Source organism: Corynebacterium sp. HMSC074C04 (genome assembly GCF_001838295.1).
Classification (GTDB): Bacteria; Actinomycetota; Actinomycetes; order Mycobacteriales; family Mycobacteriaceae; genus Corynebacterium; species Corynebacterium amycolatum.
This window is the reverse complement of record NZ_KV836270.1, coordinates 49,072-75,698: the sequence shown is the minus strand read 5'-3', so window position 1 is coordinate 75,698 and position 26,627 is coordinate 49,072. Positions and strand designations below refer to the sequence as shown.

Annotated in this window: 26 protein-coding genes, 1 tRNA gene and 1 pseudogene; 19 read left to right on the top strand and 9 right to left on the bottom strand. The window is 57.6% G+C overall.

The window, feature by feature from the left end; genetic code table 11:
• The 7 genes from HMPREF3011_RS01580 to pyk all read left to right on the top strand — a co-directional run.
• The coding region (locus HMPREF3011_RS01580) for an anthranilate synthase component I family protein (RefSeq protein WP_210401631.1) at nt 1-592 on the top strand (592 nt) is incomplete at its 5' end.
• Nucleotides 593-599: 7 nt separating this feature from the next.
• On the top strand, nt 600-1,250 hold the full coding sequence (locus HMPREF3011_RS01575; RefSeq protein ID WP_038625711.1) for a TIGR02234 family membrane protein: 651 nt from the start codon (nt 600-602) through the stop codon (nt 1,248-1,250).
• 4 nt (nt 1,251-1,254) lie between these two features.
• Nucleotides 1,255-2,061 carry an indole-3-glycerol phosphate synthase TrpC gene (gene trpC, locus HMPREF3011_RS01570; protein WP_070841030.1) on the top strand — a complete coding sequence of 269 codons (807 nt, stop codon included), beginning with the start codon at nt 1,255-1,257 and terminating at the stop codon, nt 2,059-2,061.
• Nucleotides 2,062-2,208: 147 nt separating this feature from the next.
• Nucleotides 2,209-3,498: a tryptophan synthase subunit beta gene (gene trpB / locus HMPREF3011_RS01565; protein ID WP_083327048.1), complete on the top strand. Its 1,290-nt coding sequence runs from the start codon at nt 2,209-2,211 to the stop codon at nt 3,496-3,498.
• Nucleotides 3,499-4,278 (top strand): tryptophan synthase subunit alpha, encoded by a 780-nt coding sequence (gene trpA, locus HMPREF3011_RS01560; RefSeq protein ID WP_038625708.1) that lies wholly within the window; start codon nt 3,499-3,501, stop codon nt 4,276-4,278. It abuts the gene before it with no gap.
• 7 nt (nt 4,279-4,285) lie between these two features.
• Entirely contained in the window at nt 4,286-5,209 is a 924-nt protein-coding gene (lgt, locus tag HMPREF3011_RS01555; protein ID WP_070841028.1) for a prolipoprotein diacylglyceryl transferase, read from the top strand.
• A 33-nt stretch (nt 5,210-5,242) separates the two neighbouring features.
• Nucleotides 5,243-6,658 carry a pyruvate kinase gene (gene pyk / locus HMPREF3011_RS01550; protein WP_038625706.1) on the top strand — a complete coding sequence of 472 codons (1,416 nt, stop codon included), beginning with the start codon at nt 5,243-5,245 and terminating at the stop codon, nt 6,656-6,658.
• Between the two features lie 123 nt (nt 6,659-6,781).
• On the opposite strand, the gene HMPREF3011_RS01545 is transcribed toward pyk, so the two are convergent.
• Nucleotides 6,782-8,059: an amidohydrolase gene (locus tag HMPREF3011_RS01545; protein ID WP_038625705.1), complete on the bottom strand. Its 1,278-nt coding sequence runs from the start codon at nt 8,057-8,059 to the stop codon at nt 6,782-6,784.
• 46 nt (nt 8,060-8,105) lie between these two features.
• The gene (locus HMPREF3011_RS01540) at nt 8,106-9,455 is read right to left on the bottom strand and encodes a DUF4921 family protein (protein ID WP_038625704.1); all 1,350 of its coding nucleotides are present in this window, start codon (nt 9,453-9,455) and stop codon (nt 8,106-8,108) included.
• Between the two features lie 111 nt (nt 9,456-9,566).
• Between HMPREF3011_RS01540 and HMPREF3011_RS01535 the strand changes: the two genes are divergently transcribed.
• The 3 genes from HMPREF3011_RS01535 to HMPREF3011_RS01525 all read left to right on the top strand — a co-directional run bounded on the left by HMPREF3011_RS01535 (nt 9,567) and on the right by HMPREF3011_RS01525 (nt 12,407).
• A complete protein-coding gene (locus HMPREF3011_RS01535; protein ID WP_038625702.1) occupies nt 9,567-9,950 on the top strand; it encodes a hypothetical protein in 384 nt (127 codons plus the stop codon).
• 255 nt (nt 9,951-10,205) lie between these two features.
• Nucleotides 10,206-11,549, top strand: a complete 1,344-nt coding sequence (gene gdhA / locus HMPREF3011_RS01530) for an NADP-specific glutamate dehydrogenase (protein ID WP_038625701.1) — start codon at nt 10,206-10,208, stop codon at nt 11,547-11,549.
• Nucleotides 11,550-11,645: 96 nt separating this feature from the next.
• Nucleotides 11,646-12,407: a sulfite exporter TauE/SafE family protein gene (locus HMPREF3011_RS01525; RefSeq protein ID WP_038625700.1), complete on the top strand. Its 762-nt coding sequence runs from the start codon at nt 11,646-11,648 to the stop codon at nt 12,405-12,407.
• A 49-nt stretch (nt 12,408-12,456) separates the two neighbouring features.
• Here the strand turns inward: HMPREF3011_RS01525 and HMPREF3011_RS01520 are convergent, their stop codons facing one another.
• The 4 genes from HMPREF3011_RS01520 to HMPREF3011_RS01505 all read right to left on the bottom strand — a co-directional run bounded on the left by HMPREF3011_RS01520 (nt 12,457) and on the right by HMPREF3011_RS01505 (nt 16,644).
• Nucleotides 12,457-13,230 carry an amino acid ABC transporter ATP-binding protein gene (locus HMPREF3011_RS01520; RefSeq protein ID WP_038625699.1) on the bottom strand — a complete coding sequence of 258 codons (774 nt, stop codon included), beginning with the start codon at nt 13,228-13,230 and terminating at the stop codon, nt 12,457-12,459.
• Nucleotides 13,231-14,148 (bottom strand): amino acid ABC transporter permease, encoded by a 918-nt coding sequence (locus HMPREF3011_RS01515; RefSeq protein ID WP_370547264.1) that lies wholly within the window; start codon nt 14,146-14,148, stop codon nt 13,231-13,233.
• A 63-nt stretch (nt 14,149-14,211) separates the two neighbouring features.
• Nucleotides 14,212-15,105 (bottom strand): ABC transporter substrate-binding protein, encoded by an 894-nt coding sequence (locus HMPREF3011_RS01510; protein WP_070841027.1) that lies wholly within the window; start codon nt 15,103-15,105, stop codon nt 14,212-14,214.
• Nucleotides 15,106-15,324: 219 nt separating this feature from the next.
• Nucleotides 15,325-16,644, bottom strand: coding sequence for an NAD(P)-dependent malic enzyme (locus tag HMPREF3011_RS01505; protein WP_070841026.1), 1,320 nt, complete (start codon nt 16,642-16,644; stop codon nt 15,325-15,327).
• Between the two features lie 310 nt (nt 16,645-16,954).
• Between HMPREF3011_RS01505 and HMPREF3011_RS01500 the strand changes: the two genes are divergently transcribed.
• The 8 genes and pseudogenes from HMPREF3011_RS01500 to HMPREF3011_RS11045 all read left to right on the top strand — a co-directional run.
• On the top strand, nt 16,955-18,226 hold the full coding sequence (locus HMPREF3011_RS01500; RefSeq protein ID WP_070841025.1) for an O-acetylhomoserine aminocarboxypropyltransferase/cysteine synthase family protein: 1,272 nt from the start codon (nt 16,955-16,957) through the stop codon (nt 18,224-18,226).
• Nucleotides 18,227-18,427: 201 nt separating this feature from the next.
• Nucleotides 18,428-18,628 carry a hypothetical protein gene (locus HMPREF3011_RS01495; protein WP_070841024.1) on the top strand — a complete coding sequence of 67 codons (201 nt, stop codon included), beginning with the start codon at nt 18,428-18,430 and terminating at the stop codon, nt 18,626-18,628.
• Between the two features lie 15 nt (nt 18,629-18,643).
• Nucleotides 18,644-19,234, top strand: coding sequence for an Ltp family lipoprotein (locus HMPREF3011_RS01490; protein WP_070841023.1), 591 nt, complete (start codon nt 18,644-18,646; stop codon nt 19,232-19,234).
• Between the two features lie 471 nt (nt 19,235-19,705).
• On the top strand, nt 19,706-19,891 hold the full coding sequence (locus HMPREF3011_RS01485) for a hypothetical protein (protein WP_141764734.1): 186 nt from the start codon (nt 19,706-19,708) through the stop codon (nt 19,889-19,891).
• A gap of 112 nt (nt 19,892-20,003) precedes the next feature.
• Complete coding sequence (locus HMPREF3011_RS11050; protein ID WP_141737468.1) at nt 20,004-20,654, top strand: hypothetical protein; 651 nt, start codon at nt 20,004-20,006, stop codon at nt 20,652-20,654.
• A gap of 1 nt (nt 20,655) precedes the next feature.
• Nucleotides 20,656-20,985 (top strand): hypothetical protein, encoded by a 330-nt coding sequence (locus HMPREF3011_RS01480; RefSeq protein WP_038625690.1) that lies wholly within the window; start codon nt 20,656-20,658, stop codon nt 20,983-20,985.
• 383 nt (nt 20,986-21,368) lie between these two features.
• Entirely contained in the window at nt 21,369-21,614 is a 246-nt protein-coding gene (locus HMPREF3011_RS01475; protein ID WP_070560076.1) for a hypothetical protein, read from the top strand.
• A 494-nt stretch (nt 21,615-22,108) separates the two neighbouring features.
• Nucleotides 22,109-22,728, top strand: a pseudogene (locus HMPREF3011_RS11045) (IS3 family transposase); the annotation flags it as partial.
• A 444-nt stretch (nt 22,729-23,172) separates the two neighbouring features.
• Here the strand turns inward: HMPREF3011_RS11045 and HMPREF3011_RS01465 are convergent.
• The 3 genes from HMPREF3011_RS01465 to HMPREF3011_RS01455 form a co-directional block, all read right to left on the bottom strand.
• Nucleotides 23,173-23,246 (bottom strand) — tRNA-Leu (locus tag HMPREF3011_RS01465).
• A gap of 50 nt (nt 23,247-23,296) precedes the next feature.
• Nucleotides 23,297-24,274, bottom strand: a complete 978-nt coding sequence (locus HMPREF3011_RS01460) for a DUF368 domain-containing protein (RefSeq protein ID WP_070841020.1) — start codon at nt 24,272-24,274, stop codon at nt 23,297-23,299.
• A gap of 197 nt (nt 24,275-24,471) precedes the next feature.
• Nucleotides 24,472-25,062, bottom strand: coding sequence for a TetR/AcrR family transcriptional regulator (locus tag HMPREF3011_RS01455; protein WP_038625684.1), 591 nt, complete (start codon nt 25,060-25,062; stop codon nt 24,472-24,474).
• 459 nt (nt 25,063-25,521) lie between these two features.
• Here HMPREF3011_RS01455 and HMPREF3011_RS01450 point away from each other — a divergent pair.
• A partial coding sequence (locus HMPREF3011_RS01450; RefSeq protein WP_305764127.1) for a 5'-3' exonuclease occupies nt 25,522-26,627 on the top strand: 1,106 nt, incomplete at its 3' end.

The following is a 26,627-nucleotide window of genomic DNA, read 5'->3' as shown; positions in this document are numbered from 1 at the left end:
GGTCATCACCAACCCCATCGCGGGCACGCGTCCGCGTGGTGCTACGGTGGAGCAGGACAATGCGCTGGAAGCTGATTTGCTGGCAGACGAGAAAGAAAATAGTGAGCATTTGATGCTCGTCGATCTTGGCCGCAATGACCTCGGACGTGTCTGCCGCCCGGGCAGTGTTGTTGTGCACGACTTCCGTCATATTGAGCGCTACAGTCACGTTATGCATCTGGTCTCTACGGTCACCGGCGAGCTTTCCAGCGACGCCACGGCTGTCGACGCATTCGCGGCCACTTTCCCAGCGGGAACGCTCTCAGGTGCGCCGAAGCCTTCCGCGCTGAGCATTATCGACAAGTTCGAGGACACGCGCCGGGGTGTTTACGGCGGCACCGTTGGATACTTTGACTTCCGGGGAAATACCGATCAGGCAATTGCCATCCGCACAGGCGTGAAGAAGGGCGATACCGTCTACGTCCAGGCCGGTGGCGGAATTGTCAGTGATTCTGACCCGGTGGCAGAGGATGAAGAGACCCGCAACAAGGCCGCGGCTGTGCTGCGAGCTGTCGCGGCAGCTGAGACACTAGTCCCAGCGGAAAGGAGCTAGGTTTTCGATGAAGTCGACAACGATGCTCTCCGGTGGCCTCATTGGTGTGGCCGCGGCGGGAATGTGGTTGTGCAGCCGAAGTGCGTGGCTGACAGTCGATACTGTCGACGACAAGTCCGGTCCTGCGACCACAGATTTGGTGGGCGCAGTATGGGCTCCGGAGTTGACCTCGATTGCGCTGGCAATGGTGGCCGCGCTTTTTGCCACCACCATTTTGGGCGCACTCGGCCGCCGTATCGTCGGTGGGCTTGCGGCGCTGCTCGCAATTGCGGCGTCGTGGACCCCGATGACTTTGCTTGCCAGCGGAGAAGACGGTGTGGACTCCCAGCGGGCACTGGATTTGTTGACATCGGGAAGCGCCTCACAGCGCGCCAGTGATGCGGTGACTGTGGCAGACTGGGCGCAGGTCGATAACATTCAGGTACACGCGATGGGGCCAGCTCTGGCCTTGCTGTGCTGCGCACTGGCGCTGGTAGGGGCGGTATTGCTGGTACGTCGACCGGGTGCTGTGAAGAAACAGAAGTCCAGCGCGTATGAGACCCCGGAGGTACGCCGTCAGCGTATCGCCGAGGATCTGGAGGAAGACCCGCAGTCGGGTCGAGTTCTGTGGGATGCTTTGGATGCCGGTGTAGATCCTACGGATCTGGATAAGGAGTAAGGCCGTGGCTAACGTTCTGGACAAGATTATTGAGGGCGTGCGGGAAGATCTCGCTGCTCGGGAAGCCAAGATTTCCTACCGTGAAATCAAGGAGCTCTCGCTGAAGGCACCGTCGCCGATTGATGCCGTGGCGGCACTGGCAAAGCCTGGGGTGCAGGTGATTGCAGAGGTCAAGCGTGCCTCTCCGTCAAAAGGAGAGCTGGCTGACATCCCCTCGCCGGAAGTTTTGGCGGCAGAGTACGAGCAGGGTGGCGCGGCTGTCATTTCCTGCCTGACTGAGGAGCGCCGCTTCCGCGGTTCGCTCGCTGACCTCGATGCCGTGCGCCGCGCGGTGAACATTCCGGTGCTCCGCAAGGACTTCATCGTCACTCCGTACCAGGTCCATGAGGCTCGCGCGCATGGTGCTGATTTGGTGCTGTTGATGTGCTCCGCTTTGGATCAGCCGACACTGGAGTCGCTGCTGGATCGCACCGAGTCGCTCGGTATGAACGCTCTAGTTGAGGCGCACACCGCTGAAGAGGTTGAGCGCGCCGAGGCTGCTGGTGCCAAGATCCTCGGCATCAACGCCCGCAATCTGAAGACTCTCGACGTGGACCTCTCCGTGTACGAACGCCTTGCACCGATGCTGCCGGATCATGTTGTGAAGGTGGCAGAGTCCGGTGTCAAGGGACCGGAGGAACTGCGCTACTACGCCTCCCACGGTGCCGACGCGGTGCTGGTGGGAGAGGGGCTGGTCACCGCGGGCAAGCCGGGTGAGGCTTGCCGACGTCTCGTTGCCGCCGGTGTTCACCCGACACTCCGCAGCGAGTAGCGATAGTCCGCGGTTGCGATAATCAGCTGCATCGCACCGCGAATTCCGCCTCATTTGGTTGCGTGTTACACCTGTTGTGCTGGCGCACCACAGTTTCTTAGGCCTTATCTCCCCGCAACGGGTGGGGATAGTCCACAATAGATAACTGTGAGTGACCAAGATTTCAAGAATCATGATGCCCGAGGTGACCGCTTGCCTACGATGGGTGAGGTTATCGCGGAGACAACGAACCACGAGTCAGATGCCATTGGGCACTGGGGTAAGTGGGGCGGCCAGTTTGTGCCGGAGGCGCTGATGGCCGTCATCGGTGAGGTCACCGATGGCTACGCGAAGGCCCGCGTTGATCAGGATTTTCTCGATGAGATCGACCGGCTACAGCGTACGTATGTCGGCCGTCCCTCGCCGCTGTACTACGCGGAGAAGTTCTCCGCTGACATCGGCGCTGACGTCTGGCTCAAGCGCGAGGATCTGAACCATACTGGCAGCCACAAGATTAATAACGTCTTGGGCCAAGTCCTGCTTGCCAAGCGCATGGGTAAGAAGAACATCATTGCCGAGACCGGTGCCGGACAGCACGGTGTTGCAACCGCCACCGCTTGTGCGCTGCTCGGCCTTAACTGCCGTATTTACATGGGTAAGGTCGACGCGATTCGCCAGCGTCTCAATATCGCCCGCATGCGCCTGCTTGGCGCTGAGGTTATCGAGGTCGAGATTGGTTCGAAGACTCTTAAGGACGCAATCAATGAGGCCATGCGTTTTTGGGTTTCACACGCCGATGACACCTACTACTGCTTCGGCACTGCAGCCGGTCCGCACCCGTTCCCAACAATGGTGCGCGACTTCCAGCGCATCATCAGCGCCGAGGCACGCCAGCAGATTCTCGCGGAGACCGGCTCGCTTCCCGACGCTGTCGTGGCCTGCGTTGGCGGCGGTTCTAATGCAATCGGCGCGTTCCACCACTTCATCGATGATGAATCGGTTCGCCTGATTGGCGCTGAAGCTGGCGGCGATGGTGTTGAGACCGGTCGCCACGCAGCCCCTATTTCGGCCGCCGGTAATCCGGGTGTGTTCCAGGGCTCCTTCGCCGCCCTGATGCAGAACGAGGACGGCCAGATTACAGAGTCGCATTCGATCTCTGCGGGTCTGGATTACCCGGGTGTGGGCCCGGAGCACTCTTATCTGGCTGATATTGATCGCGCGTCCTACCTGCCGGTGACCGATACCCAGGCGATGCAGGCATTCCAGGACCTGACTCGGATGGAGGGCATCCTGCCCGCTATCGAGTCCGCACACGCGGTGGCTGCCGCCCGACTCATCAGCGGTGACCTGAATGAAGAGCTGGGCCGTAAGCCGCTGATTATTGTCAATGTTTCCGGTCGCGGTGACAAGGATGTCGACACCGCTGCTAAGTGGTTTGATCTGATGGAGGAGTCCTAAATGAGTCTGAGTGACGTCTTTGACAAAGTCCGTGAGGAAAACCGCGCAGCATTTATCGGCTACTACCCAGCGGGTTTCCCGACTACCGATAAGTCGATTGAGAACATCAAGGCGATTGTCGACGCTGGCGCCGACATCATCGAGGTTGGTCTGCCTTTCTCCGACCCGATGATGGATGGCCCAACCATTCAGGATGCCGCCAACGTGGCTCTGGATGCGGGCTTCCGCACCCGTGAGATTATGCGTGTGGTCCGCGAAGTCACCGAGCACGGCGGTACCTGTGTGGTCATGAGCTACTGGAATCCGATTCTCCAGTATGGTCCGGAGCGTTTCGCTGAGGACTTGGCCGCCGCTGGTGGTCGTGGCACCATCATCCCGGATCTCATCCCCGAGGAGGCCGGCCAATGGCAGCGTGCAGCTGAGACCAATGGTCTGTCCAACATCATGTTGGTTGCTCCGTCATCGACCAACGAGCGTCTGCAGCTAACTGCCACCGCGTCGACCGGCTTCGTCTACGCCACTAGCCACATGGGAGTCACAGGTGCCCAGGCCAGTGTCGACTCGGCCGCCGGCAAGTTGGTTGCCCGCACGCGTGAGGTTACCGATACACCGGTGTGCGTCGGTTTGGGCGTCTCCAATGGGGAACAGGCCGCGGAGATTGCCGAGTTTGCAGATGGCGTAATCGTTGGCTCGGCACTGATCAAGGCCGCGATGAAGAGCACCGATGACCTGGTAACGCTCGCCCGTGAACTTGCTGCGGGCGTACGAGGAGAGAGCTAGCGCATCTATGAGTTCCACCCTTGTTCTCGCTGAGACTGCAACGACGTATCTGGCCAACATTCCCTCTCCGCCGCAGGGGGTGTGGCAGTTAGGGCTGCTACCACTGCGCGGTTACGCGATTTCCATCTTGGTTGGCGTACTCGTCGGCATTTACTGGATGCAGCGCCGCTACGCGGCCAGGGGTGGAGACCCGGAGTTGGTCCTCGACATTGCCATTGCGGTTATTCCTGCGGGCATTATCGGCGGCCGTCTCTACCACGTCGCCACCGACTGGGAGAAGTACTTTGGCCCCGGCGCCAATCCCGCCGATGCACTGAAGATCACCAATGGTGGTCTCGGTATCTGGGGAGCGGTGGCGCTGGGGGTGCTGGCCGCGTGGGCGGTCGCTAAGTGGCGGAAGGTGCCGTTTGCGCCAGTTCTTGACGCGGCCGCACCCGCAATCATCCTTGGTCAGGCCATTGGGCGTCTGGGCAATTGGTTCAACCAGGAACTCTACGGCGGCCCAACGTCGCTTCCGTGGGGTCTGGAAATTTACCAACGAGTTGATGAGTTTGGCCGAGTTGCCCCTGTCACCGGAACGTCGACAGGCGAAGTGCTGGCCGTGGTGCATCCGACGTTCCTCTACGAGATGGTGTGGAACGTCCTCGCCTGTCTGGTCATTGTCTGGGCGGACCGAAAGTTCAAGATGGGTGGCGGCCGCGTCTTTGCACTCTATGTCGCAGCCTACACTTTGGGACGTTTCTTCATTGAACTCATGCGCGTCGATGACGCAACGCTGATATTCGGTGTGCGTATTAATAACATCACGTCGCTCGTGGTCTTCTTCTGCGCTGTGATTGCTTTGTGGATTCTGCGAGCGAAGAGCCGCGAAACCGCAGCTGAAGTCAGGGGAGAGTGCGAGGCTGCTGAAGCTCACAGTGTTTCCAACTGACGCATAGCCCGTTAAGGGACTAGGCTGGAGGCCGTGCTTAGACGAACGAAGATTGTATGTACCCTCGGTCCAGCAGTTGCTTCGCTGGAGGGGATTACCGGGCTGGTCAACGCCGGCATGGATGTTGCCCGTCTGAATTTCTCTCACGGTGAGCATGAGGACCACGCTCAGAACTACCACTGGGTGCGTGAAGCATCCGATGCTACGGGACGTGCGGTTGGTATTCTCGCCGATTTGCAGGGGCCAAAGATTCGCCTCGGTCGCTTTAAGGAAGGCTCGACGTATTGGGCTGACGGCGAGATTGTGCGCATCACCGTCGACGATGTCGAAGGCACGCACGACCGCGTCTCCACCACGTACAAGAACCTCGCTGATGATGCCCGTCCGGGCGATCGCCTGCTTGTCGACGACGGTAAGGTGGGCCTGGAGTGCATCGAGGTAGATGGCAATGATGTGGTGTGCCGTGTCATCGAGGGCGGTCCGGTCTCTAACAACAAGGGTGTTTCCCTGCCGGGGATGAACATCTCGGTGCCGGCTCTGTCGGAGAAGGATATCGCTGACCTGCGCTTCGCTCTGAAGCTGGGGGTGGACTTCATTGCGCTGTCCTTCGTCCGTTCGCCTTCCGACGTCGAACTGGTCCATGCGGTCATGGATGAGGTTGGCCGTCGTGTCCCGATTATCGCCAAGCTGGAGAAGCCAGAGGCAGTCGAGTCTCTTGAGGCGATTATCCTGGCCTTCGATGCCGTGATGGTTGCTCGTGGCGACCTCGGTGTTGAGGTGCCGCTGGAAGATGTTCCGCTGGTTCAGAAGCGCGCTATTCAGATTGCCCGCGAGAACGCCAAGCCGGTCATCGTGGCCACCCAGATGCTCGACTCCATGATTTCGAATTCGCGCCCGACTCGTGCGGAGGCCTCCGACGTGGCCAACGCTGTGCTCGATGGTGCAGATGCCGTGATGCTTTCGGGTGAGACCTCAATTGGTAAGTACCCGCAGGCCACGGTGAAGACCATGGCTCGCATCGTTACCGCCGCTGAGCGCGAGGGGGAAGTTCCTGCGCTGACTCACATGCCGCGCACTAAGCGTGGTGTTATTTCCTACGCAGCTCGCGATATTGGTGAGCGCTTGAATGCCCGCGCTATGGTTGCTTTCACCACCTCGGGTGATACCGCTCGCCGTGTGGCACGCTTGCACTCTCGCCTGCCGCTGCTGGTATTCACTCCGAATCAGCAGGTTCGTTCGCAGCTTGCGCTGACGTGGGGCGCGGAGACCTTCTTGGTGCGCGAGGTTAACAGCACGGATGAGATCATGCAGGTCATCGATGAGCAGCTCTTGACCATGGAAAACTACAACGCTGGTGACACGCTGGTCGTTGTTGCTGGTACCCCTCCAGGAAATGAGGGCAATACCAACATGATTCACGTCCACGTTATTGGCGAGGACGCACGCTAGCTCTTTGGCACATTTGAAAAGCCGGTAAGCCCTTGTGGGGCTTACCGGCTTTTTGCTAGAGCCTTTCAACCTGGGCTGTCTTTTTGTCCCTGTGCGCGGTGGCAAGTGGCCGACAAACAACCTTTACTTTGCCAGGTAGGACAGCACGGCGGCAGCGGCGGCAGAAGTCGCGGAGGTAGCCGTTGGCTTGAAGTCCGGCAGGAAGGTCGGCATGTGGTTCGATGGTACGTCTTCGACCACGCGGTCGGCAGCAACGGCGGCTTCCCACGTATCCCGAGGTGTGGCGCCAACTGTCCAGTAGACATACGGGCAGTTCAGGCCACGGGGAAGGTCTGAGAAGTCCTCCGACGCCGTCCACGGCACGGCATCGGTGGAGTCTTCGCCGAGAACAGCGTCCAAGACCGGGCGAATCGTGGCAAACGCCTCCGAATCATTGTCAGTGACTTCGCCGTGATCCGAGTAGTCAATCACAGGTTCAACCTCAGTACCGGAAGCCAGGCACTCGCCACGAACAACGCGCTCAATGCCCGCAATGAGCTTGGCGCGTACCTCGTTGGAGTAGTAGCGAATGTTCAGCACAATCTTGGCCTGACCTGGGATTGTGTTATTCGAATTGCCAGACTGCAGCGTGCCGACGGACAAAACACCAAACTCGTGGGGAGGAATCTCGCGCCCCACAATTCCTTGCAAGCGCAGAACGATCGCGGCGGCCAAGTACGTCGGGTCAATGGCGTTGTGTGGCATAGATCCATGCGCGGAGCGACCGGTCAGCGTGATGCTGATGGTGTCACAGCCAGCAAGTGCCGGGCCGGGCATGGTCATTACCTGACCTGCGGGGCCGGGAACAATGTGCTGGCCGAAGCACACATCTGGGGTGGGGATGAGGTCTGCCAGGTCGTCGTCAATCATGGCCTGTGCACCGCAGGCCAGTTCCTCGGCGGGCTGGAACAAGGCAATGAAAGTACCCGACCACTCAGACTTAGTCGCTGCCATCAGGCTAGCCAGGCCAAGACCAGCCGTCATGTGCATATCATGGCCGCAGGCGTGCATGACGGCGGTGGCGGAACCATCGCGGGCGGTACCGGTGGCTGAGGAAGCGAAGTCCACACCTGTTTCCTCGAAAACTGGAAGCGCATCGATATCAGCGCGGAACAGCACAGTGGGGCCGGGGCCATTTTCCATGACACCAACGAGGCCGTGGCCGCCGATTCCCTCATGCACTGTGTAAGTGCCCATGTCGCGAAGAGCACCGGCCAGATAAGCGGCAGTTTTCTCCTCTGCTTGAGACAGCTCCGGGTGCTGGTGCAGGTAGCGGTAGATTTCCCACTGTTTGTCCAACGGCACTCGATGGGTGGCGATGAGGTCGCGAATGCGGCTCAGTCGTGCTTCATTGTTGCTCACCTGGATTAAGACTCCTTACTTCTTTCTCTATTTTCTGCCCAGAGGCCTACAGTCGCGTTCCGTCCTCGACAAGCGGGTTGTACTTCAGGGAATTCGGCAGGCACTGGCACTCGGTCGCAATGTGAATGCTGTCCGAGATCTTCCCGGTCTCCCGTAGACGGTACATCTCTGGTACGACGCGGTCGCGCAGATCCCATGGGGAGATGGTGTTCAGATAAATCTTGGTGCCACCTTCAAAGCCGGCCAAGTTCGAGGTGCGCCACTTAATCATCACCCGCCATGGCATGCGGGCATCCAAATCGACAGGACGGTGATGCCATTCCTCATTGCATGGAATGGTGGGGCCGGCAGCGGCATGACAGGCGTGAATCAGATCCGACATGGCGTCGATTTCAGCGCGGGTTTGCAGCCACGGTTCGCAGATGTCCGACTTCGAGAAAATCTCCAGCGTGGGGTAGCGGTGTCCGAATCCGGCAAAAGCCACTGCATGCTCATTTTCCGCGATGATCAGATTGTGGCGGGCAGCATAGTCCACTGCGAATTCGTTGTAGATATTCGGGTTCTTGCGCACCGCTTGCACTTCGCGCTTGAGCTGCTCGCCGTGCTCATCGATGGCCACAAGCTGCTTGTGCAAGTGATCGAAGCTCGCGCCTGCCGGCTTCAGCCAGTTTTGGAAAGCGGCCACATAACGCACGTAGCGGTTACGTCGGTACAGGTCAGCAATCGACTCGACGGTAAACGCAATGAGTGCGCGGTGCTCGGCAACGCTCAACGTGCCAGAAGAAGCCAGCTGGTTATCGTGAGTAGCGCCGTCCACAAAGTGACGACGGGCAACGATTACATCGTGGCCGCCGGCGAAATAGCTCGGGGCTCGGCGCAGCAACTCCTCGTCGGAAAGCGAGCTGATTTCCTCTTCGCTGCGTCCAGCGGCGCGGTAGCGCGTGCGAATGATGTTGAGCACATGCTCGCGGCCCATCGGGTCGTCGAGGTAGGCTTCCATACGCTGCTGAGTCTCGCGGTCGGGCTCGAATCCGTAGTTGTCCGCCCAGTAGTCATACGAGACGATTTCGAACAGGTTGGGCACGCGGCGGAATTCCGCAGTGGTGTCGAAGAGCTGGTCAGGCAGTACTCCGGTCACTGTGGTGTAACCGCCGAATACTGAGTCATCGAGGACAACGCGGGCCTTCTCTGGTGGGGTTTGCAGCAGATTGTTCCAGCCGAAGGAATCGCGGGAACCAAAATCCTCCTCGCTCAGTGGCTGCGGATCCGTGTGCTTAATTCCCAGCGGCCGATTGCCACGACCGGGGACTGTCCACACCTGGGTACCGGAAAAAGGATTGACTTGCTTCACCGTGCCGTCGGCAAGCGTGATGAGAGGATTGCTGAAAGCCTGCATAGGTTCAACACTACGTCTTTGCTGGCGGTCGGCGCGTCAACGTAGGGGGATAGGAGCTTGACGACGGTTAGTTATTGTCTGGCCGTCTCGCGTGGCTTAGCCTGTGAAGTTATGTCGAAGATTGTTTTTCACTGCCTGGTGAAGCCGACCGAATCGGAGGCGCTGGCCGAGGCATTTCGTACTAAGTTGAGTGAGTTTGACCGCGCCGGGCGGGTTAGTGATGTGGCTGTGTCGGTGGCGTCGGCGGACACTGACGCGCAGTTGGTGGAGCAGTGGGAGCGCGAGAACCCGAAGGAGCCGCTTGGAGAGAGGAAGGTATTCCGTTATCTCTTGAGCTTCGATCAGCACGGTGGTTCTCTCAATGAACTCGCTATGGACCTCTCGGAGCTACTGACTCCGCGTGCAGAATTGCCCCCGGATCCGGTGCTGCGTGAGTTCGACGAATTACTCGAATCTGTTGCGACGTATCCCTGGAATGTTGCCGTATTTAGGTAATTTCCTACCTAATCGGTGAAAAGTGTAACTGGTCACAGTGGCGGTGCTTGGCTCAGAGAGCGGGTGTAGTGCGAAACACTACGAGTTTTCCCAGCAATATGCCGTTGTATAATTATGTCCGCTTCAATATCAACAGTTGCCCAGTCCTTGTGCACACAACCTGTGCCACCGAGATACGGCAACCGAGAAGCGGTTTACAACCGCGGACTGGTTGTTCTTCGTGGGCGCCATAATGGTTACGCAGAGAGGTTTATTTTGAATATCGAGCAGAAGGTTTCGGGACTCTATGACCAGATTCTTACCCGAAACGCCGGTGAGCCGGAGTTCCACCAGGCAGTGGCAGAAGTTCTGGAGTCCCTGAAGGTCGTCCTGGAAAAGGATCCACACTACGGTGACTACGGCTTGGTTCAGCGTCTGTGTGAGCCGGAGCGCCAGATCATTTTCCGCGTGCCGTGGGTCGATGACCAGGGCCAGGTTCAGGTCAACCGTGGCTTCCGCGTTCAGTTCAACTCTGTGCTGGGCCCGTACAAGGGCGGTCTGCGCTTCCACCCGAGTGTGAACCTCGGCATCATCAAGTTCCTGGGCTTCGAGCAGATTTTCAAGAACTCCCTGACCGGCCTGCCAATCGGCGGCGGTAAGGGCGGCTCCGACTTTGATCCGAAGGGCAAGTCTGAGCTGGAGATCATGCGCTTTTGCCAGTCGTTCATGACTGAGCTGCACCGCCACATCGGCGAGTACCGTGATGTCCCGGCCGGTGACATCGGCGTCGGCGGCCGCGAGATCGGCTACCTGTTCGGTCAGTACCGCCGTATGGCCAACCAGCACGAGTCCGGTGTCCTCACCGGTAAGGGCCTGACCTGGGGCGGCTCCCTGGTCCGCACCGAGGCCACCGGCTACGGCTGCGTCTACTTCACTGAAGAGATGATGAAGGCCAACGGTGCTGACATCAACGGTGCCAAGGTCATCGTTTCCGGTTCCGGTAACGTCGCTATCTACGCCATTAAGAAGGCTCAGGAGCTCGGCGCTACCGTCATCGGTTTCTCTGACTCCTCCGGTTACGTCTCCACTCCGAACGGTGTCGACGTCGAGCTGCTGAAGGAAATCAAGGAAGTCCGTCGTGCTCGTGTCTCCGAGTACGTGGCCGAGGCTGAGGGCGCTGAGTTCCACGAGGGTGGCAACATCTGGGAGCTCAAGGCCGATGTTGCACTGCCGTGTGCAACTCAGAACGAGCTGAGTGGCGAGTCCGCCAAGCTGCTGGTCGAAAACGGCTGCCGCTTCGTTGCCGAGGGCGCAAACATGCCGTCCACCCCGGAGGCCATCGAGGTCTTTAAGTCCAACGGTGTCCACTTCGCACCGGGCAAGGCTGCCAACGCTGGCGGTGTTGCTACCTCCGCTCTGGAGATGCAGCAGAACGCGACCCGCGATTCCTGGTCCTTCTCCTACACCGATGAGCGCCTGAAGCGCATCATGACCAACATCTTTAAAAACTGCGAGACCACCGCAGCTGAGTACGATCACGAGGGTAACTACGTGCTCGGTGCCAATATCGCAGGTTTTAAGAAGGTCGCTAACGCAATGCTGGCTCAGGGCGTCATCTAGTTCGCATCGAGTCCGCTAACGTCTCCGCTTTACGACGGGTTCCCGGAGACCCCGCCCGTGGAGTAGCCAAAAAGCCCACGCTGTAAACTCCCTCCCATGGAGTTATCAGTGTGGGCTTTTGTCTTTATCGTGGCAACGATTTTCATCGGGGCACTGATGCAGCGAGTAGCTGGCATGGGACTCGGTCTGCTGGGAGGGCCAGTCCTCTCACTGATTGCAGGCCCAGTAGCAGGTATTTTGATTATCAACGTGCTCGCCACCGTCAATGCGGTCATGCAGACTATCTCGGTGCGAGAAAACGTCGACTGGAAGAAGTTCTGGCTAATTGGTCCGGTGATGGCTTTTGGGGCGCTGCCAGGCGCCTGGGTGGTTCACAACACGCCCAGCGGGCCACTCCAGGTTCTGGTCGGTGGGCTAGTGCTGCTTGCGCTGCTGGTGACATCCTTTATGCCTCAGCGCATGCGTGTTGACGGCCCACAGTACGCCGTTGCCTCTGGCGTTGCCGGCGGCTTTATGAATACCTTGGCCGGCATCGCGGGCCCGGCCATTACCGTTTACGCGCAGGCCTCTCGTTGGCCAGCGCAGACGTTTGCGGCCACCTTGCAGCCGCTTTTCTTTGTCTCCGGCGCATTGTCCTTGCTGTTCAAGGAAATCAGCGCTGACGTCTCCGTCTTCTCCACCACGCCGGTTATACTCTGGCCGCTGTGTCTGGCTGCCATGGTGGTGGGTATATTTTTGGGCACTCGCGTTTCTCGGCGAGTGCCCATTGTGCAAGCCCGAAAGCTCGCGGTCATTCTGGCGACTACCGGCGCGGCAGTCACTATGCTTCGCGGAATCTCCGCAACTTTTGGCGCTTAGGCTTGCTGTTCCGCCTGCCAGCCTCCCCTGGCTGTTACTTCAACGGCTGTTACTTCAACAGCGAAGACAGGAAGTTGCGGGTGCGTTCGTGCTGTGGATTCCCCAGCACCTCATCCGGGGTGCCCTTTTCCACAACCACGCCGTCAGCCATGAACACAACCTGGTCGGCGACTTCGCGGGCAAAGCCCATCTCGTGCGTCACGACGACCATGGTCATACCCTTATCGGCCAGACCATGCATGACGTTGAGAACCTCACCGACGAGCTCCGGGTCAAGAGCGGAAGTCGGCTCATCGAAGAGCATTAGCTTCGGTTCCATGGCCAGTGCACGAGCAATGGCAACTCGCTGCTGCTGGCCGCCCGAGAGCTGAACAGGGTAGGCGTCGGCCTTGTGAGCCAGACCAACAGTCTCCAGCAGCTCCATGGCACGCTTTTCAGCCTGCTCCTGGGAGACACCCTTTACCAGCACTGGTGCCTCGGTGATATTTCCCAGCACCGTGCGGTGCGGGAACAGGTTGAAGTTCTGGAACACCATGCCAATATCGCGACGCTGACGGGCAGCTTCTGCGGCGGAGATTTCGTAGAGGCTACCGTTCTTTTCGCGGTAGCCAATCAGGGAACCATCGACGTAGAGACGGCCTGCATTGACCTTCTCCAGGTGGTTGATACAGCGCAGCAGTGTGGACTTGCCGGAGCCCGAAGGGCCAATGAGGCAGGTAACCGTACCGCGTGGAACCTCCAGGTCGATGCCCTTGAGGACCTCGAGACGGCCGAAGTTCTTCCGAACCCTTTGCGCCTCAACCATCAAATCTTTGGTAGTCATTTACTGCGGATCCTCTCGGTAGAAGTGCTCTTCGTCCTTATCGACAACGCGAGCATTTGCAAGCGGCACACCTTCGGCGTCGGCAAGCGCGGCCAGCTGGCGGGCGGTGAGCTGACGGGTAGCGCCGCGGGCGAAGTAGCGCTCAAGGTAGAACTGGCCGACCATCAGAATCGATGTGATGACCAAGTACCAGGTGGCGGCGACCAGCAGCATCGGCACCGGCAGGAATAGAGCATTGGCGATATCCGTGGAGCGGCCGTAGAGTTCCAGCGAGAACGGCACTGCGATGACCAGCGAAGTGGTCTTCAGCAGGGAAATGAACTCGTTGCCCGTCGGCGGGATGATGATGCGCATGGCCTGCGGCAGGATGGTGCGGCGGACGGTCTGCCACCAGCTCATACCCAATGCTTTCGATGCCTCGGTCTGCCCCTCTGGGACAGCCTGGATGCCGGCACGGACAATTTCAGCCATGTATGCGGACTCGTTCAAGCCGAGACCGACGAATGCCAGCACGAAGGTATTGGAGAGAATGGTGCTTAAATCAACCTCGGTAACGCCCAGGTCAATCGTCGAGTAGATAGTGCCGAGGAGACCCCAAAAGACCAGCTGCACGTAGACCGGCGTTCCTCGGAAAACCCACAGGTAGAACCAAGCAACTGTGGACAGAACGGGGTTTTCCGACATGCGGAGCACTGCGACGATGGCACCGCCGACGACACCGATGAGCATGGCCAAGACTGTCAGTGCAATGGTCCAGCCAGCGGCAGCGGCGATTCGTGTGTCGAACAGGTACTGGAAGTAAACATCCCAGTGGTAGGCCTCATTGCGGGCGGCACCGATGATGAACCACAGGAAGAGCACCAGCAGCACTGCTGCGGTAATCCAGCGCCCCGGGTGTGGCAGCGGTTTGGCCTTAATTTCTTCGTTGAGTTCCGCCTGTGTGGCCTCGTAGCGGGCGCCAGACGCAGATGAGTCGCTCACTTAAAGTTCCTCTCCGTTAATAGTGGCGCGTTCCAAAGCACCGTCTTCCAAACCCCATGTGGTCAGGATTTGCTTGTACTGGCCGTTGTCGATGAGGTACTGCAGTGCCTGCTGCAGCACTGGGCCGAGTTCTGAATCCTTCGGAATAGCGAAGCCGAACGGGGCACCATCGTAGATATCTCCGGCAAGTTCGAGTTTGCCCTCGGAGCGATTGACCGCGTAGGCACTGACTGGTGAGTCAGCGGCCAATGCATCAGCACGCCCCAGCACCACGGTGGTAGCGGCGGTACCAGCATCCTGGTAGGCCAACTTGTTAATTGGTGGCAACCCACGATCCAGACAATCCTGATTCTTTACCGGCAGGTCCTCCATGTCAGCGACGGTATTGCGCTGAACGGCGACAGTTTTGCCACAGTAGTTGCCGGAGCTGGCGTCGCTGCCCGGGCGACGTGCCCACTGCAGGCCGGTATCCAGATAGTCGACGAAGTCGTAAGTCTTGCGGCGCTCCTCGTTTGAGGTGAATCCGGATGCGCCAACATCGACTGCGCCGGCCGACAGGGCCGGCAGAATCAGTGCGAAATCCTGTTCTTGGATTTCAATCTTCAGGTCCAAGACACTGGCCATGGCTCGGATGAGATCGATGTCGAAGCCGATGATGGAACCGGCGGAATCCTTAAACTCTGCCGGGGCGAATGTTGGGTTGGTGCCGATGCGCAATACTTCGCGCTTACGAAGATCTGCTGGGACCTGTTTCGCCAGTTCGGGGACCGCTGCCGGTTTGATTTCTGACCAGCCCTCGGGGTTACCGCTTTCGTCATTGGTGACGCAGCCTGTAAGCCCTAAGAACAAGGTCGCAGTCAGCGTGGCAGCCGCCAATGCGATGGGTCTTTTCATATCTGAATATGTTACCTAGGCGCAGTAATACCTTAAATTCGGTACCCCTATTCAGCTGCGCTTCAGGCTGGTGTAGGAAAACCGCACACTTTTCAGGCTTCTGGGAGTGGGGAACTGCAGGTACTGGCTGCGAAACACTGAACAAGACTCGGGCCTGGACAAGGAACAAAACCTTATCCAGGCCCGATTTACAAGGGGACGCTGAGCATCGCCGGATTTCTAGTTTGCGTTAGCAGAAGCTAGCCCTGAGCCGGTGACATCGAGCGGCTCGACCGCGCCGGATGCCGGGTCACTCAGTGCGGCATCGCGGACCGCCTTCGCCACGGCTGGCATCACGCGCGGATCCAGGGCCGACGGAATAATGCGGTCGGCACTTAGGTCTTCGACGCCAACACCTGCAATCGCTTGGGTAGCAGCCAATTTCATAGCTTCGGTGATGTGCTTGGCACCTGCCTCCAGTGCGCCACGGAACAGACCCGGGAAGGCCAGCACATTATTAATCTGGTTCGGGTGATCCGAGCGGCCGGTGGCCACCACTGCGCCGTACTTGCGAGCGATTTCCATCGGGATTTCCGGAATCGGGTTGGCCAGCGAGAACAGAATCGGGTCAGCGGCCATCTGGCTAATCGCATCCTCGCCGATACGGCCGGCAGAGACGCCGATGAACACGTTAGCGTCGACAAGCGCATCGTTGATCGAGCCGGTGATGCCGCGCGGATTAGTCATGCTAGCGACCCACTGCTTGATGTCGCTCAGTGGCTCGCGGTCCGGGTGGATGATGCCGCGCGAATCGACGACAACGATGTCGGACACGCCAGCGGATAGCAGCATCTTCGTCGCAGCGACACCAGCGGCACCGGCGCCGGAGATGACCACGCGGAGATCCTGGAAGCTGCGGCCAGTCAGCTTACAGGCGTTGATTAGGCCGGCGGCGATGACAATGGCGGTGCCGTGCTGGTCGTCGTGGAAAATGGGAATGTCGAGCTCTTGGTCGAGACGCTGCTCAATCTCGAAGCAGCGAGGCGCGGAGATGTCTTCGAGGTTCACCCCGCCAAACGACGGTGCCAGCGCCTTGACCGTCTGGATGATTTCCTCCGTGTCGAGGGTATCCAGGACGATTGGCACCGCAGAGATACCGGCGAACTGCTCGAAGAGCTGGGCCTTTCCTTCCATAACTGGCAGTGCAGCCTTGGGTCCGATGTCGCCGAGGCCAAGGACTGCGGTGCCGTCGGAGATCACCGCGACGTTCTGGCCGGTCCAGGTGTAGGTGCGGGCCAGGGCCGGATCTTCGTGGATGGCCTCACAGACACGGGCGACACCTGGGGTATAGCCGATGGAGAGGTCGCGAATCGTCTCGAGCTTCATGGTCGAGTGCGAGCGGAGCTTACCGCCACGGTGCGCCTCGAAGATTTCCGCATCGGTGATGGTCGACGGATCTGTGGGGGCGGTGTCCTCTGGCACGGCGTGAAGCGGCGTCTTAGGGGAGTTCGCGTTCGCAGTGTGGTCGGAGGAGCTAGAGGAAGAATTCGCAGCAGGCATGATGACAGTCCAAAACGTGTTGAGTACTGAGTACTTTGTACTTTGAGAAAACTCGACCGCGGCGAGAGCTGCTGGTGGGCAGCACGCAAAGCCGGGAGCAAAAGCTGGCGAGTGATACGTAGTGGTGTGTGTAAAAAACCTAACCAGTCTTGCCATACGGGATTGGTATCTCATTATATGGACAGTTGGGTTGAAAATAAAATCTTTGCGGTTGGGGGAGCGGGGGCGGAACCTTGCTGCTGAAGCTCAGTTTGCGTCACCTCGCGCCCTATAATCAGAATTCAATCGATTGAAAGGCCCATTTCGTCCCATGCAAGATCAGACCAAGCTCATCCACGCCGGCTACGTCCCAGGTAATAAAGACCCACGTCAGGTGCCGATCATTCAGTCGACGACCTACACGTTCGACTCTTCCGACGACATCGCTGCGGTCTTCGACGAGCCAACTCACGCACTGATTTACTCCCGCTTCGCCAATCCAACGGTTATGGCCGTCGAAGAGAAAATCGCCGACCTTGAGGGCGGCGCCGCAGCAATGGCTACTACCTCCGGCCAGGCGGCAACTGCACTCGCAATCATGAACCTTTGCTCCGCGGGCGACTCGTTTGTCACCTCGTCTGAGATTTACGGCGGTACCTCCAACCTCTTCGCTACCACGCTGAAACGCTTCGGTATCGAGGCAATCTTCGTCGATCAGAATGCCTCCGAAGAGGAAATCGCCGCAGCATTCAAGCCGAACACCAAGGCGCTATTTGGTGAAATCATTGCCAACCCGGCGATGAGTGTGCTCGATGTCGAGAAGTTCGCCCGCATCGCCCACGGCCAGGGTGTACCGCTGATTGTCGACAGCACCTTCGCCGCCCCGATCCTGTGTAAGCCCATCGAACACGGCGCAGACATTGTCGTCCACTCCACTTCTAAGTACATGGACGGCCACGCAATCCAGGTCGGCGGCGTCATAGTCGACTCTGGCAAGTTTGACTTCACCAACGGCAAGTTCCCCGACTTTACCGAGCCCGACGAGTCCTACCACGGCGTCGTGTACACCAAGGACTACGCCGTCGCGCCGTTTGTCATTAAGGCGCGCATGCAGTTACAGCGCGACTTTGGCGCGTACCCAGCTGCTCACTCAGCCTTCATGCTGAATCAGTCGCTCGAAAGTCTCGATGTCCGCATGCGTCGTCACTGTGAGAATGCGCTGAAGGTCGCCGAACATCTCGAATCACGCACGGATTTGCTTAACGACGTTCGTTACCCCGGCCTGAAATCTTCCCCATACTACGAGCTTGCTCAGAAGTACCTCGACGGAGCTTCCGGTGTGGTCACGATTGACCTCAAGGGCGGCCGTGAAGCTGGCACGACCTTCATGGATGCGCTGCAGCTGGTGACCCGTCAGGTGCACGTGGCCGACTCCCGTTCCTGCGTGCTGCACCCGGCTTCCACCACGCACCGCCAGGTTCCGGATGAGCAGCTGCCGGCGGTGGGAATTACCCCTGGTCTTGTTCGACTGTCCATTGGTTTGGAAAACGTTGACGATATTATTGCCGATATTGAGCAAGCGCTGGCCAAGGTGGAAGGTTAGGTTTTAGAGAGTTTAGCCAGGTCCGATCCCCGTTTGGCGGGGTAGGGCCTGGTTTTTCTTGCCTTTAGCGGCGTCTTATGGTTCTTGAATCGAAATTATTTGTGTAGTGCGGAAGATTGAATCCGGGGTTCCTGAGATAGTTCCAACTGACGACAGAGAGCTGTTCGTTTATTGCAACTTCTACACAGGAGGCTTCTTACGATGTCCGATTCCACTTTCCCTCAGAACCCGCAGTGTCCACAGGGGCCGTATGGCCCCGAGGGGTCGTATGGCTCCCAGAATCCGCAGGCTTCGCTGGGGCAGCAGTCCTACCAGCACAACTCGCAGGATCCGCTCGGCCAACAGTCCTACCAGCACAACCCGCAGGATCCGCTCGGCCAACAGTCCTACCCGCAGGGGTAGTCGGCAGCTGGGCAGATGGCTCAGGCTCCGAAAGAAAAGAAGAAGGGTGGCTGCTTCAAGTGGGGTGGTATCGCCGCGGGTGCTGTTGTGGTCCTAGCCGTGGCGGCCAGCTTGACCGGTGGCGGCGATGCTGATTCGGGCTCCGATTCTGAAGCTGCGTCTCTCTTTGATTCGGACACTGCAGTTGCGGCTGATTCTGGCTCTGTTGAGAATGCCGATTTCGCTGAGAACCCTGGGGCTGCTCTAGAGGAGCAGCAGGGCCAGGCGGAGGAGCAGGAAAAACAGGAAAAGCAGGAAGAGAAGGCTCCGACCGAGTACAAGAATGCTCTCCGCAAGGCCAAGAGTTACCCGGATTTGATGCACATGTCCAAGGCCGGCATCTATGACCAGCTGACCTCGGAGTATGGCGAGAAGTTCTCGCCGGAGGCTGCCCAGTATGCAATGGACAACCTTGAAGTGGACTGGAATAAGAATGCACTGGAAAAGGCGCGTTCTTACCAGGATTCGATGGCAATGTCCCCGGATGCGATTTACGAGCAGCTGACGTCGGAATATGGCGAGCAGTTTACCCCGGAGGAAGCTCAGTACGCGGTGGATAACCTGTAGCAGCGGGTTTCGTTTGTTGATGACGCCAATTGGCCAGAGCCCCGTTTGGATGCATGCTGCAAAAGGACGGTTTCCGCTTCACCAGAATGCATCTGCTGCACACTGAACGGCTGCTGGTGAAGCGGAAACCGTCTTGACTGTTTTAATGCGTGACCTGGCAGTTGAGCGACTGTCGGCAGCAAAACTTCGGCGCGGTGCAGATTGTGCCGAGAAAAATGTGGATTAGATGGCTGATTATGCATATTTCTCTAATGGTTCGTGGATGATTGGTGCTGCTGAAGGCGAGCCTTAGGGGAGTCCTACGTACTTTGTGGCAATAGACGAAAGGATTATCGAAAAGTCACATCGCGAATTAAAAGTGATAATTCGGTTTGCATACAATGCTGTAGAGATTGCTTTGTAGGTTAGTTCCTGCATATTGATCCAAAGAATCAATACCATCGGCAAATGGGTATCACGATAATTGTCAGCGTGTCGGCACCGATCTTTGTGGAGAACGAAATCGTCTTGTCCGTACCACCAGCACATCCTGAAGAATTTAAGCAGGCGGTGATGACCACGTTCCGCGTGGTGAAGGTTACGTGCACAAATGATATCAACGTGCCGACCATATCAGATTCGGCTGGACCTGCTGAAGACTGGGCAGGCTGCAAATAATAGGGCAGCCATCCGGCTACCCCGGCAGTCGAATGGCTGGAGACATAGTGTTTTAATGCGTTAACTTATTTGTGTACCTGGATTGTCTATAGGTCGTCCGAAGGGGTTCTTTATGCAAAAGAAGATTCGAAGTCTTTTCAACAGGTTGTTGGCCGGGATTGGGATAGCATCTCTATGTCTGGTGCAGTTACCCTCACCTGCACATGCTGAAAGTATTGAAGAACTCGCTAAGCAAGGAGTTCTCGAATGGCGAATTAAGCCAGATATTCCCAACGAGAATCCGTTGAACTCTGTACCCATGTCGTGGAACCCCGATTCGGGGCTTCCGCCATTTGCAGCGTGCGGTCCAGCAACTGACACATTAAAAACGGTAGCAAGCTGGAAGTATGTTGATTTAGGAACGCCGCAAGACTTCATGCACGCAAATGAAATTACATTGCGCTGTGGAGATGCTCATCACGGATTAAAGCACATCCGACAGAATCATCCTGAATGGTCAACGCTCGCAGACATTGAAGGAAAGGACGGGGATTCACTAATCCGGATTGCGATTGATGCTGCACTGGAGAACACTACGTGGTCAAAGAGAGTTGAACCTTCAAGTCAGAATCGTGATGGTAAGTTTTGCGCGTCCGCTCAGATTTACTTAGTTGATAAAGTCCGAGGGATAATTGTAAAGACACTTGAACCATCAATCTTTGTCGCTGAACATAGCCACCACGTTATTACTGCCTACCCCACCAATACGTCGAGGTGTAAATAGTATGGGGTTTGCACAAAAATTTATCGGTGCTCTTGAGGCAGACACCCATGTCGATGCTGACCATGCTGCTTTTATCGGATCTGACGGCGATGCTGTTTTGATTCGATACCGGGGCCGGGATTTGCAGTGGCAGATTCCTGTGCGAATCAATGAACCCGGTTGGCAGAAAATGGACTATATTACAAGCAGCTTTGATGGTGTAGATTTTGGTCTCTTCTTAGATGAGGAGCTTTATAAACTGAACGAAAAGGAGTGGATTAAACCGGAGTTGCACCTTAGTGATGACACAGGGAAGTGGCATTTGGTAGAAACAGCTAAGACCTTTACCTAGTCTGGGCAGTCTTCACCGTAGTAATCACTAACTCCAATCATCAATCCCGTCACATTGGTGAATTGCTCCCCATTAGTTGGACTGAGAAATCAGTTACCGACTCGTGGGGAGTAGCTTTCATTGAGAGCACGAAGTTCGCTAAGTAAGCAGCAGCGTGAGCAGTTGGTTGAGCTTTTCGAGCAGGGCAACGAACTCGATTTAGTTGTCCAGTTGGCTCCGGCCAAGTCGACGAGTGGATATGACCTGAAAATTACGAGTGTCTTTTTCCGCACGAGGAGAACGCGTACGCGGAATTGACGAAGATGGAAACATACGGGAGGTGACTTTCAATGATGGGTATCGTTTCGTTGTGCCAGAGGATCGAGAAGGAGTCTAGCCCGCGGGTGCAGTTCGACCGGCTGCATGGAGCAGGTGGTGACTTGACCCTCGAAATCTTCCTCAATGATCTCGTCGAAGCCCGAGCTTATGTGCCTGAATCTCTCAAGCGTGAGTTCCTTATGACCTGGGCCGATGAGCCAATCATTTTCGATGCAATCCCGGGGGAAGAGGAAGAGGGCATTACTCACGATCTCGTTGTCGAGTTCGCTGCGATGGATCCGGTAATCGACCTCGGTCCGAACTGGGGCTAATCAGAATCACGCCCTAATCAGCCCGGCCGCCCCACTACGGGGCGCGCCGGGCTCCGTCATGGAAGGCCCCGCCCGTGGTGGGCAACCGGTTTCGAAAACCGGCATGGGGCGTCACGGCGTCGGGGTTCGATTCCTCGGGCATTGACCCCATTTCCCCCTGGCGGGCTCTTTGGGGTTTTGCGTACCCGAAGTGTTTTTCTCCCAGGAGGGGCAAAAAGATCTATGTCTACGAATGAAGCGGCCGCTGATGTACCGGCCTCCGATTCCACGTCAGATGCTCCGGTGCAGGCTGAACCTGCTCGCGAGAATCACGGCGCGGAAGAGAAGCAGGTAATGACCATCGAGGATTACAAGTCCGCGTTGGAAAAGGTTCGTCGTGAGGCAGCGAAGTATCGCACGGAAAACAAGGAGCTTCATCCACAGGTAAAGAAGGCCAGGGAAGCCGAACAGGTCAGTTGGGGCGAGCTGCTCAAGGTGCAAGAGCGCATGGCGGCATTGGAGGCGGAAAAGGCCGCAGACGTGGACGAACCCCGGTCACCACGATCAGCCCGAAGGCACCGGATCATCGCCCGGACCTGGTGCAGCGAAACTTTCGTGCACACGGACCGGGCAGGCTTTGGGCTGCCGATATTACTTACGTTCGCGCCCTGTCCGGATTCGTCTACACCGCGTTTGTCGTTGATGTCTTCAGCCGGAAAATTGTTGGTGTTGCTACTCGCTCGACGATGCGTACCGATGGAGGCCTTGGAGCATGCGTTAACGACTGCTGGGGCGGATTAATGGCAACCAGTTGATTCACCATAGTGATCGGAGCAGTCAGTACGTGTCATTGAAATATTCCACGGCTTTATCTGAGCCTGGAATCCGCCCGAGTGGGGGAACAGTCGGCGCTTCTTATGACAATGCTCTGGCCGAAACAGTCAATGGTTTCTACAAAGTGGAACTCATTCATGCCCAAGGCCGATGGACGGCGGTCGGAGAAGTCGAACTGGTCATCTTGCGGTGGGTGCATTGGTGGAATACCAAGCGCCTTCACGAAGCATTGGACTACGCTTCCCCACAAGAGATAGAAACTGAGTACTATCTCACCCAGCCGGTCAGTACAGGGCAGTAAAAGAAGCGGAACTAACCCCAGGACGCTTCGCACCGCAGCCGGACTTGGCGAGACTGACCGGGATTGTTGGGGATTCGCAGGCGCTACCGACGGCCCGGAATCCACCGAGCGAGGAATGAGTCAAGAATCTTTGCCCCGCTAGTTTGAGTTGTTCGGTTTTCTCGAACGGCTTGGCTGGCGGGGCGTTTTTTCATGCCTACAAGGCGGGGCTAGTCAACGATACTGTTTTCGAAAAGTACGATTTCACAGCCGAACTCTTGAGTTCGGAAATCGTACTGCTTTACGGCGCAATTGCGTGGTGCGTTTGTGGCTCACTTTTGGCTCAAAATACCCGTGAAAGTGCGTGAAAGTGCGTGAAAAAGAGTGAAAGATAGTGAATACTAACCCAAGCAAAAACCCGCCCCCACCAGGTTAAACACCAGGTGAAAGCGGGTTTTAAAATCGTGCCCCCGGTGAGACTCGAACTCACACTGGACGGGTTTTGAATCCGTTGCCTCTGCCAATTGGGCTACAGGGGCGCAAAGCCGTCGATAAGCGAAAAAGCTCTGTCGAAGCGACCTTGACTAGTTTAGTCCATCGACCCCGAATTAGAAAAACGGCGCTGCGCATAAGCGACGACGCTGACGATTGCGGCGCCGAGAATGAACAGTCCGAGGGCCAGTCCCCAGTCGGAGCCGATGCCCTGGAGCTCGTTGTTCTCGGTCTGCCACGGCCAGAGCGCGCGCAGGGAACCGAGCATGAGTCCGGACATGGCGACCAGCGTGAGCGCCTGGTGTGTACTCAACAGCCATTCGAGGAGGCGGATGAACAGGACGATGCCGATCAGCGCGCCGACGAAGAAAGTGCCGATGTAGGCGATGTCACGGTCATGAATTGCGCCCATGGTCGGCGCGTAGAGTCCGATGACCAACAGGAAGAAAGAGCCAGAAACGCCCGGCAGCACTAGTGCACACACGGCAATCGAAGCGGCGATGAGCACGAGCCATAGAGGTGGCTGTGTCGGTGCGGCCTGCGGTAGGGAAGTCAGTGCGAACAGGGCGACGCTGAAAAACAGGAAGACTGCGATGGCCTTGCCTCGCATACCCGGCTGACGCAGGGCACCCGGCTGCAGCTCGTTCAGCGGCATGGTGATTGAGGCGGCGATCATGCCCATGAACAGTGCTCGGGAAGCGACCGGCTGACTGGTGACGAAGTTCTCCATGACTCCTGCCATGGAGAAGACCACGGCAACCATGCCGATAGCCACCGGGATGAGCAGCCACCAGTCAACCCTGCGCAGGTCCTCCTTGAAGGTGCCCTTGGAGATCGCTCGCGGCAGGTCGGTGATGCGCTTTGCCGATTCAATCAGGCGTCCGTAGATGCCCGTAATCAGCGCAAGCGTACCTCCGGAGACACCCGGAATCGTCTCGGCGAGACCAATGAGGCCACCACGAACTGCGTTGGCGATGACACCCAGCGGGGTCGGCTTCGGGATTTCAGAGTAGGGGCTCGTGGTCGGCAGCGTAGTCGACTCTGCACCAGGAGCGCTCATATTTTCAGTAGACATCGCAGGCCATTGTATGTCTTCCACCTGAGAAGAACCGTATTTCCGTGTGTGTATTAGCAGCTTCGGAGTGCGATTAAGAACACAAAACAAAAAGCAGCGCCTGGGGCGGCGCTGCTGATTCAGTGAGTTACGCAGGAGTAGGCGGTGGGTGGTGGATGGTGGAGCTGCTTCCTGAGCTGTTGAGCTGTGCTCGGACCTTAGCCGTGCTCGATAATCTGCTGCAGGCAGCTCCCCAGGGCCTCCACTGAGATCTTCGGCGCGTTGGTCTCGTCGATCAAACCGGTATCGGAAAGAACTAGGTATCCGACGCAGAGGGAAATAACCATCTGGCTGCGGTACACAGCAGTTTCGTGGCTGATGTTCTCTGGGCCGTCTTCTTCGACGCGGTGAATCAGGTCGTCGGCGATAGCTTCATTGAACCGTTCGGCGATGACTTTTGCAGTTTCCTCGGAGTCAAGGGATCCGACGATCAGCGGAATCATGGACTGTCCGGCCATTCCTTGACCAGTCAAAATAGCGCTGGCCATCCGCTGGCCAAGTTCATTGAAAGGAGCTCGGCTGAGCGTGCCTTTGAACTGGCTGAAGTCAATCAGTTCGGCCATGAGGCCTTCTTTGGAGCCGAAGTACTTGATGATGAGCGGCGCGCTAACGCCCGCATCGCTGGCAATCTCCTTCAGTGGCACGCTTCGCAAAGGCTTGCGCGCGAAGTGCCGAGCTGCAGCCGCGATAATGCGCTCGCGGGTGGACTGGGCACTCCGTTGGAAATTGGTCGAATCGAACTCACTCATGCTGACGAGTCTAAAGCCATGAAAGCGTAACTACGCCAATTGCTTTCAGGTGCACGCGCAGGACGTGGCGATATGTTTTCGCGGCCACCTCAAAGAGGGGGTAATTTCTAGACGCCTCATTGGGGGCAGGTTCTATGCATGTTGTTGAACAATCGTTGGAAAATATGGAAAAACTCCAGGAAAATAAGGCGAATATTAAAGTTGGATTACAGTATTTCGGAAACTGAAACCAAGTACCAAGCGACGCTAGGGAGGCTCCCTCTTGCGAATCACTGTTCAGGTGGACTAATGGGCTGCTGAGCCCGTTTCAAAATACAGCCTGATTACCGTAATTATTATTCACCGAAGCTGGTCGGCTAACAGCTCATCCTGCGCAGCCCGCGAGTCCCCAGCGCGAATCTCAGTTTTCCTACGCTGTTCGATATTTTCCTACACTGGGATGTCATGAAGAAGACCCTCATGCTTATCGACGGTCATTCCATGGCCTTCCGCGCGTTCTTTGCCCTTCCGGTGGATAATTTCTCAACCACCGGCGGTCAGACAACGAACGCGGTGTACGGCTTCCTTTCTATGCTGTCCAATATCCTCAGCGAGGAAAAACCCACGCACGTGGCGGTCGCCTTCGATGTCGCCCGCGAGACCTTCCGCAACGAGATTTTCCCGGAGTATAAGGCCCAGCGTGAGAAGACTCCTGAGGAATTCCGTGGTCAGGTGCCGCTTATTCAACAGGTGCTGAAAGAGATGGGCATCGTCACGCTGGAAAAGGACAACTACGAGGCCGACGACATTATCGCGACGTTGGCTACCCAGGCCAAGCCTGAGGGCTTCGAAACGCTCATCGTCACCGGCGACCGCGACTCATTCCAGTTGGTCAATGACACCACCACGGTGCTCTATCCAATGCGCGGCGTCACCACGCTGCATCGCTTCACGCCTGCGGCTATTGAGAAAAAGTACGGTCTAACGCCGACTCAGTACCCGGACTTCGCGGCCCTCCGTGGCGACCCTTCCGACAATCTCCCGGGCATTCCAGGGGTCGGCGAGAAAACCGCGACGAAGTGGATCGTTCAGTACGGCACACTGGAAAACCTCATCGATCACGCCGACGAAATCCGCGGCAAAGTCGGCGACAACTTCCGCGAGCGCGTCGCAAATGTCCAGCTGAACCGTGACATCACCGAAATGGTCAAGGACCTGCCCTTGCCGTACGGTCCGAACGAGCTCGAGCTCCGGCCCGCTGATGCCCAGGGAATCATCGACTTCTTCGACCGCCTCGAATTCGGCGATAACCTCCGCGAGCGCGTCTTCCGCACCCTTTCTATCGAAGGCGCGGGCGTCACCGCCTCCACCAGTGACAGCGCGACAAAGCTCGAGGCTGTCTCGCTTGACGACGGCGCCCTGGCTGTCTGGCTCGATGAACTGCACGAGCCGGCCGCGTTGCAGGTCGGGGAGCATACCTTGATGATTGGCTCCGCTGATGAGAAGGGCAAGACCTCCAGTCAGGCCGTTTCTCTCGACCTCGGCGAGCTATCCGCAGAAGATGCCGACACACTGCGCGAGTGGCT

What these genes read in the sequence shown, in the direction of transcription:
- HMPREF3011_RS01500 (WP_070841025.1), top strand. Translation starts at nt 16,955, where the DNA reads ATGCAAGATCAGACCAAGCTCATCCACGCCGGCTACGTCCCAGGTAAT.
- HMPREF3011_RS01510 (WP_070841027.1), bottom strand. Translation starts at nt 15,105, where the DNA reads ATGAAAAGACCCATCGCATTGGCGGCTGCCACGCTGACTGCGACCTTG.
- trpA (WP_038625708.1), top strand. Translation starts at nt 3,499, where the DNA reads ATGAGTCTGAGTGACGTCTTTGACAAAGTCCGTGAGGAAAACCGCGCA.
- HMPREF3011_RS01460 (WP_070841020.1), bottom strand. Translation starts at nt 24,274, where the DNA reads ATGTCTACTGAAAATATGAGCGCTCCTGGTGCAGAGTCGACTACGCTG.
- HMPREF3011_RS01490 (WP_070841023.1), top strand. Translation starts at nt 18,644, where the DNA reads ATGGCTCAGGCTCCGAAAGAAAAGAAGAAGGGTGGCTGCTTCAAGTGG.
- HMPREF3011_RS01520 (WP_038625699.1), bottom strand. Translation starts at nt 13,230, where the DNA reads ATGACTACCAAAGATTTGATGGTTGAGGCGCAAAGGGTTCGGAAGAAC.
- HMPREF3011_RS01535 (WP_038625702.1), top strand. Translation starts at nt 9,567, where the DNA reads ATGTCGAAGATTGTTTTTCACTGCCTGGTGAAGCCGACCGAATCGGAG.
- lgt (WP_070841028.1), top strand. Translation starts at nt 4,286, where the DNA reads ATGAGTTCCACCCTTGTTCTCGCTGAGACTGCAACGACGTATCTGGCC.
- HMPREF3011_RS01505 (WP_070841026.1), bottom strand. Translation starts at nt 16,644, where the DNA reads ATGCCTGCTGCGAATTCTTCCTCTAGCTCCTCCGACCACACTGCGAAC.
- HMPREF3011_RS01540 (WP_038625704.1), bottom strand. Translation starts at nt 9,455, where the DNA reads ATGCAGGCTTTCAGCAATCCTCTCATCACGCTTGCCGACGGCACGGTG.
- HMPREF3011_RS01455 (WP_038625684.1), bottom strand. Translation starts at nt 25,062, where the DNA reads ATGAGTGAGTTCGATTCGACCAATTTCCAACGGAGTGCCCAGTCCACC.
- HMPREF3011_RS01575 (WP_038625711.1), top strand. Translation starts at nt 600, where the DNA reads ATGAAGTCGACAACGATGCTCTCCGGTGGCCTCATTGGTGTGGCCGCG.
- HMPREF3011_RS11050 (WP_141737468.1), top strand. Translation starts at nt 20,004, where the DNA reads ATGCAAAAGAAGATTCGAAGTCTTTTCAACAGGTTGTTGGCCGGGATT.
- HMPREF3011_RS01480 (WP_038625690.1), top strand. Translation starts at nt 20,656, where the DNA reads ATGGGGTTTGCACAAAAATTTATCGGTGCTCTTGAGGCAGACACCCAT.
- HMPREF3011_RS01525 (WP_038625700.1), top strand. Translation starts at nt 11,646, where the DNA reads ATGGAGTTATCAGTGTGGGCTTTTGTCTTTATCGTGGCAACGATTTTC.
- HMPREF3011_RS01495 (WP_070841024.1), top strand. Translation starts at nt 18,428, where the DNA reads ATGTCCGATTCCACTTTCCCTCAGAACCCGCAGTGTCCACAGGGGCCG.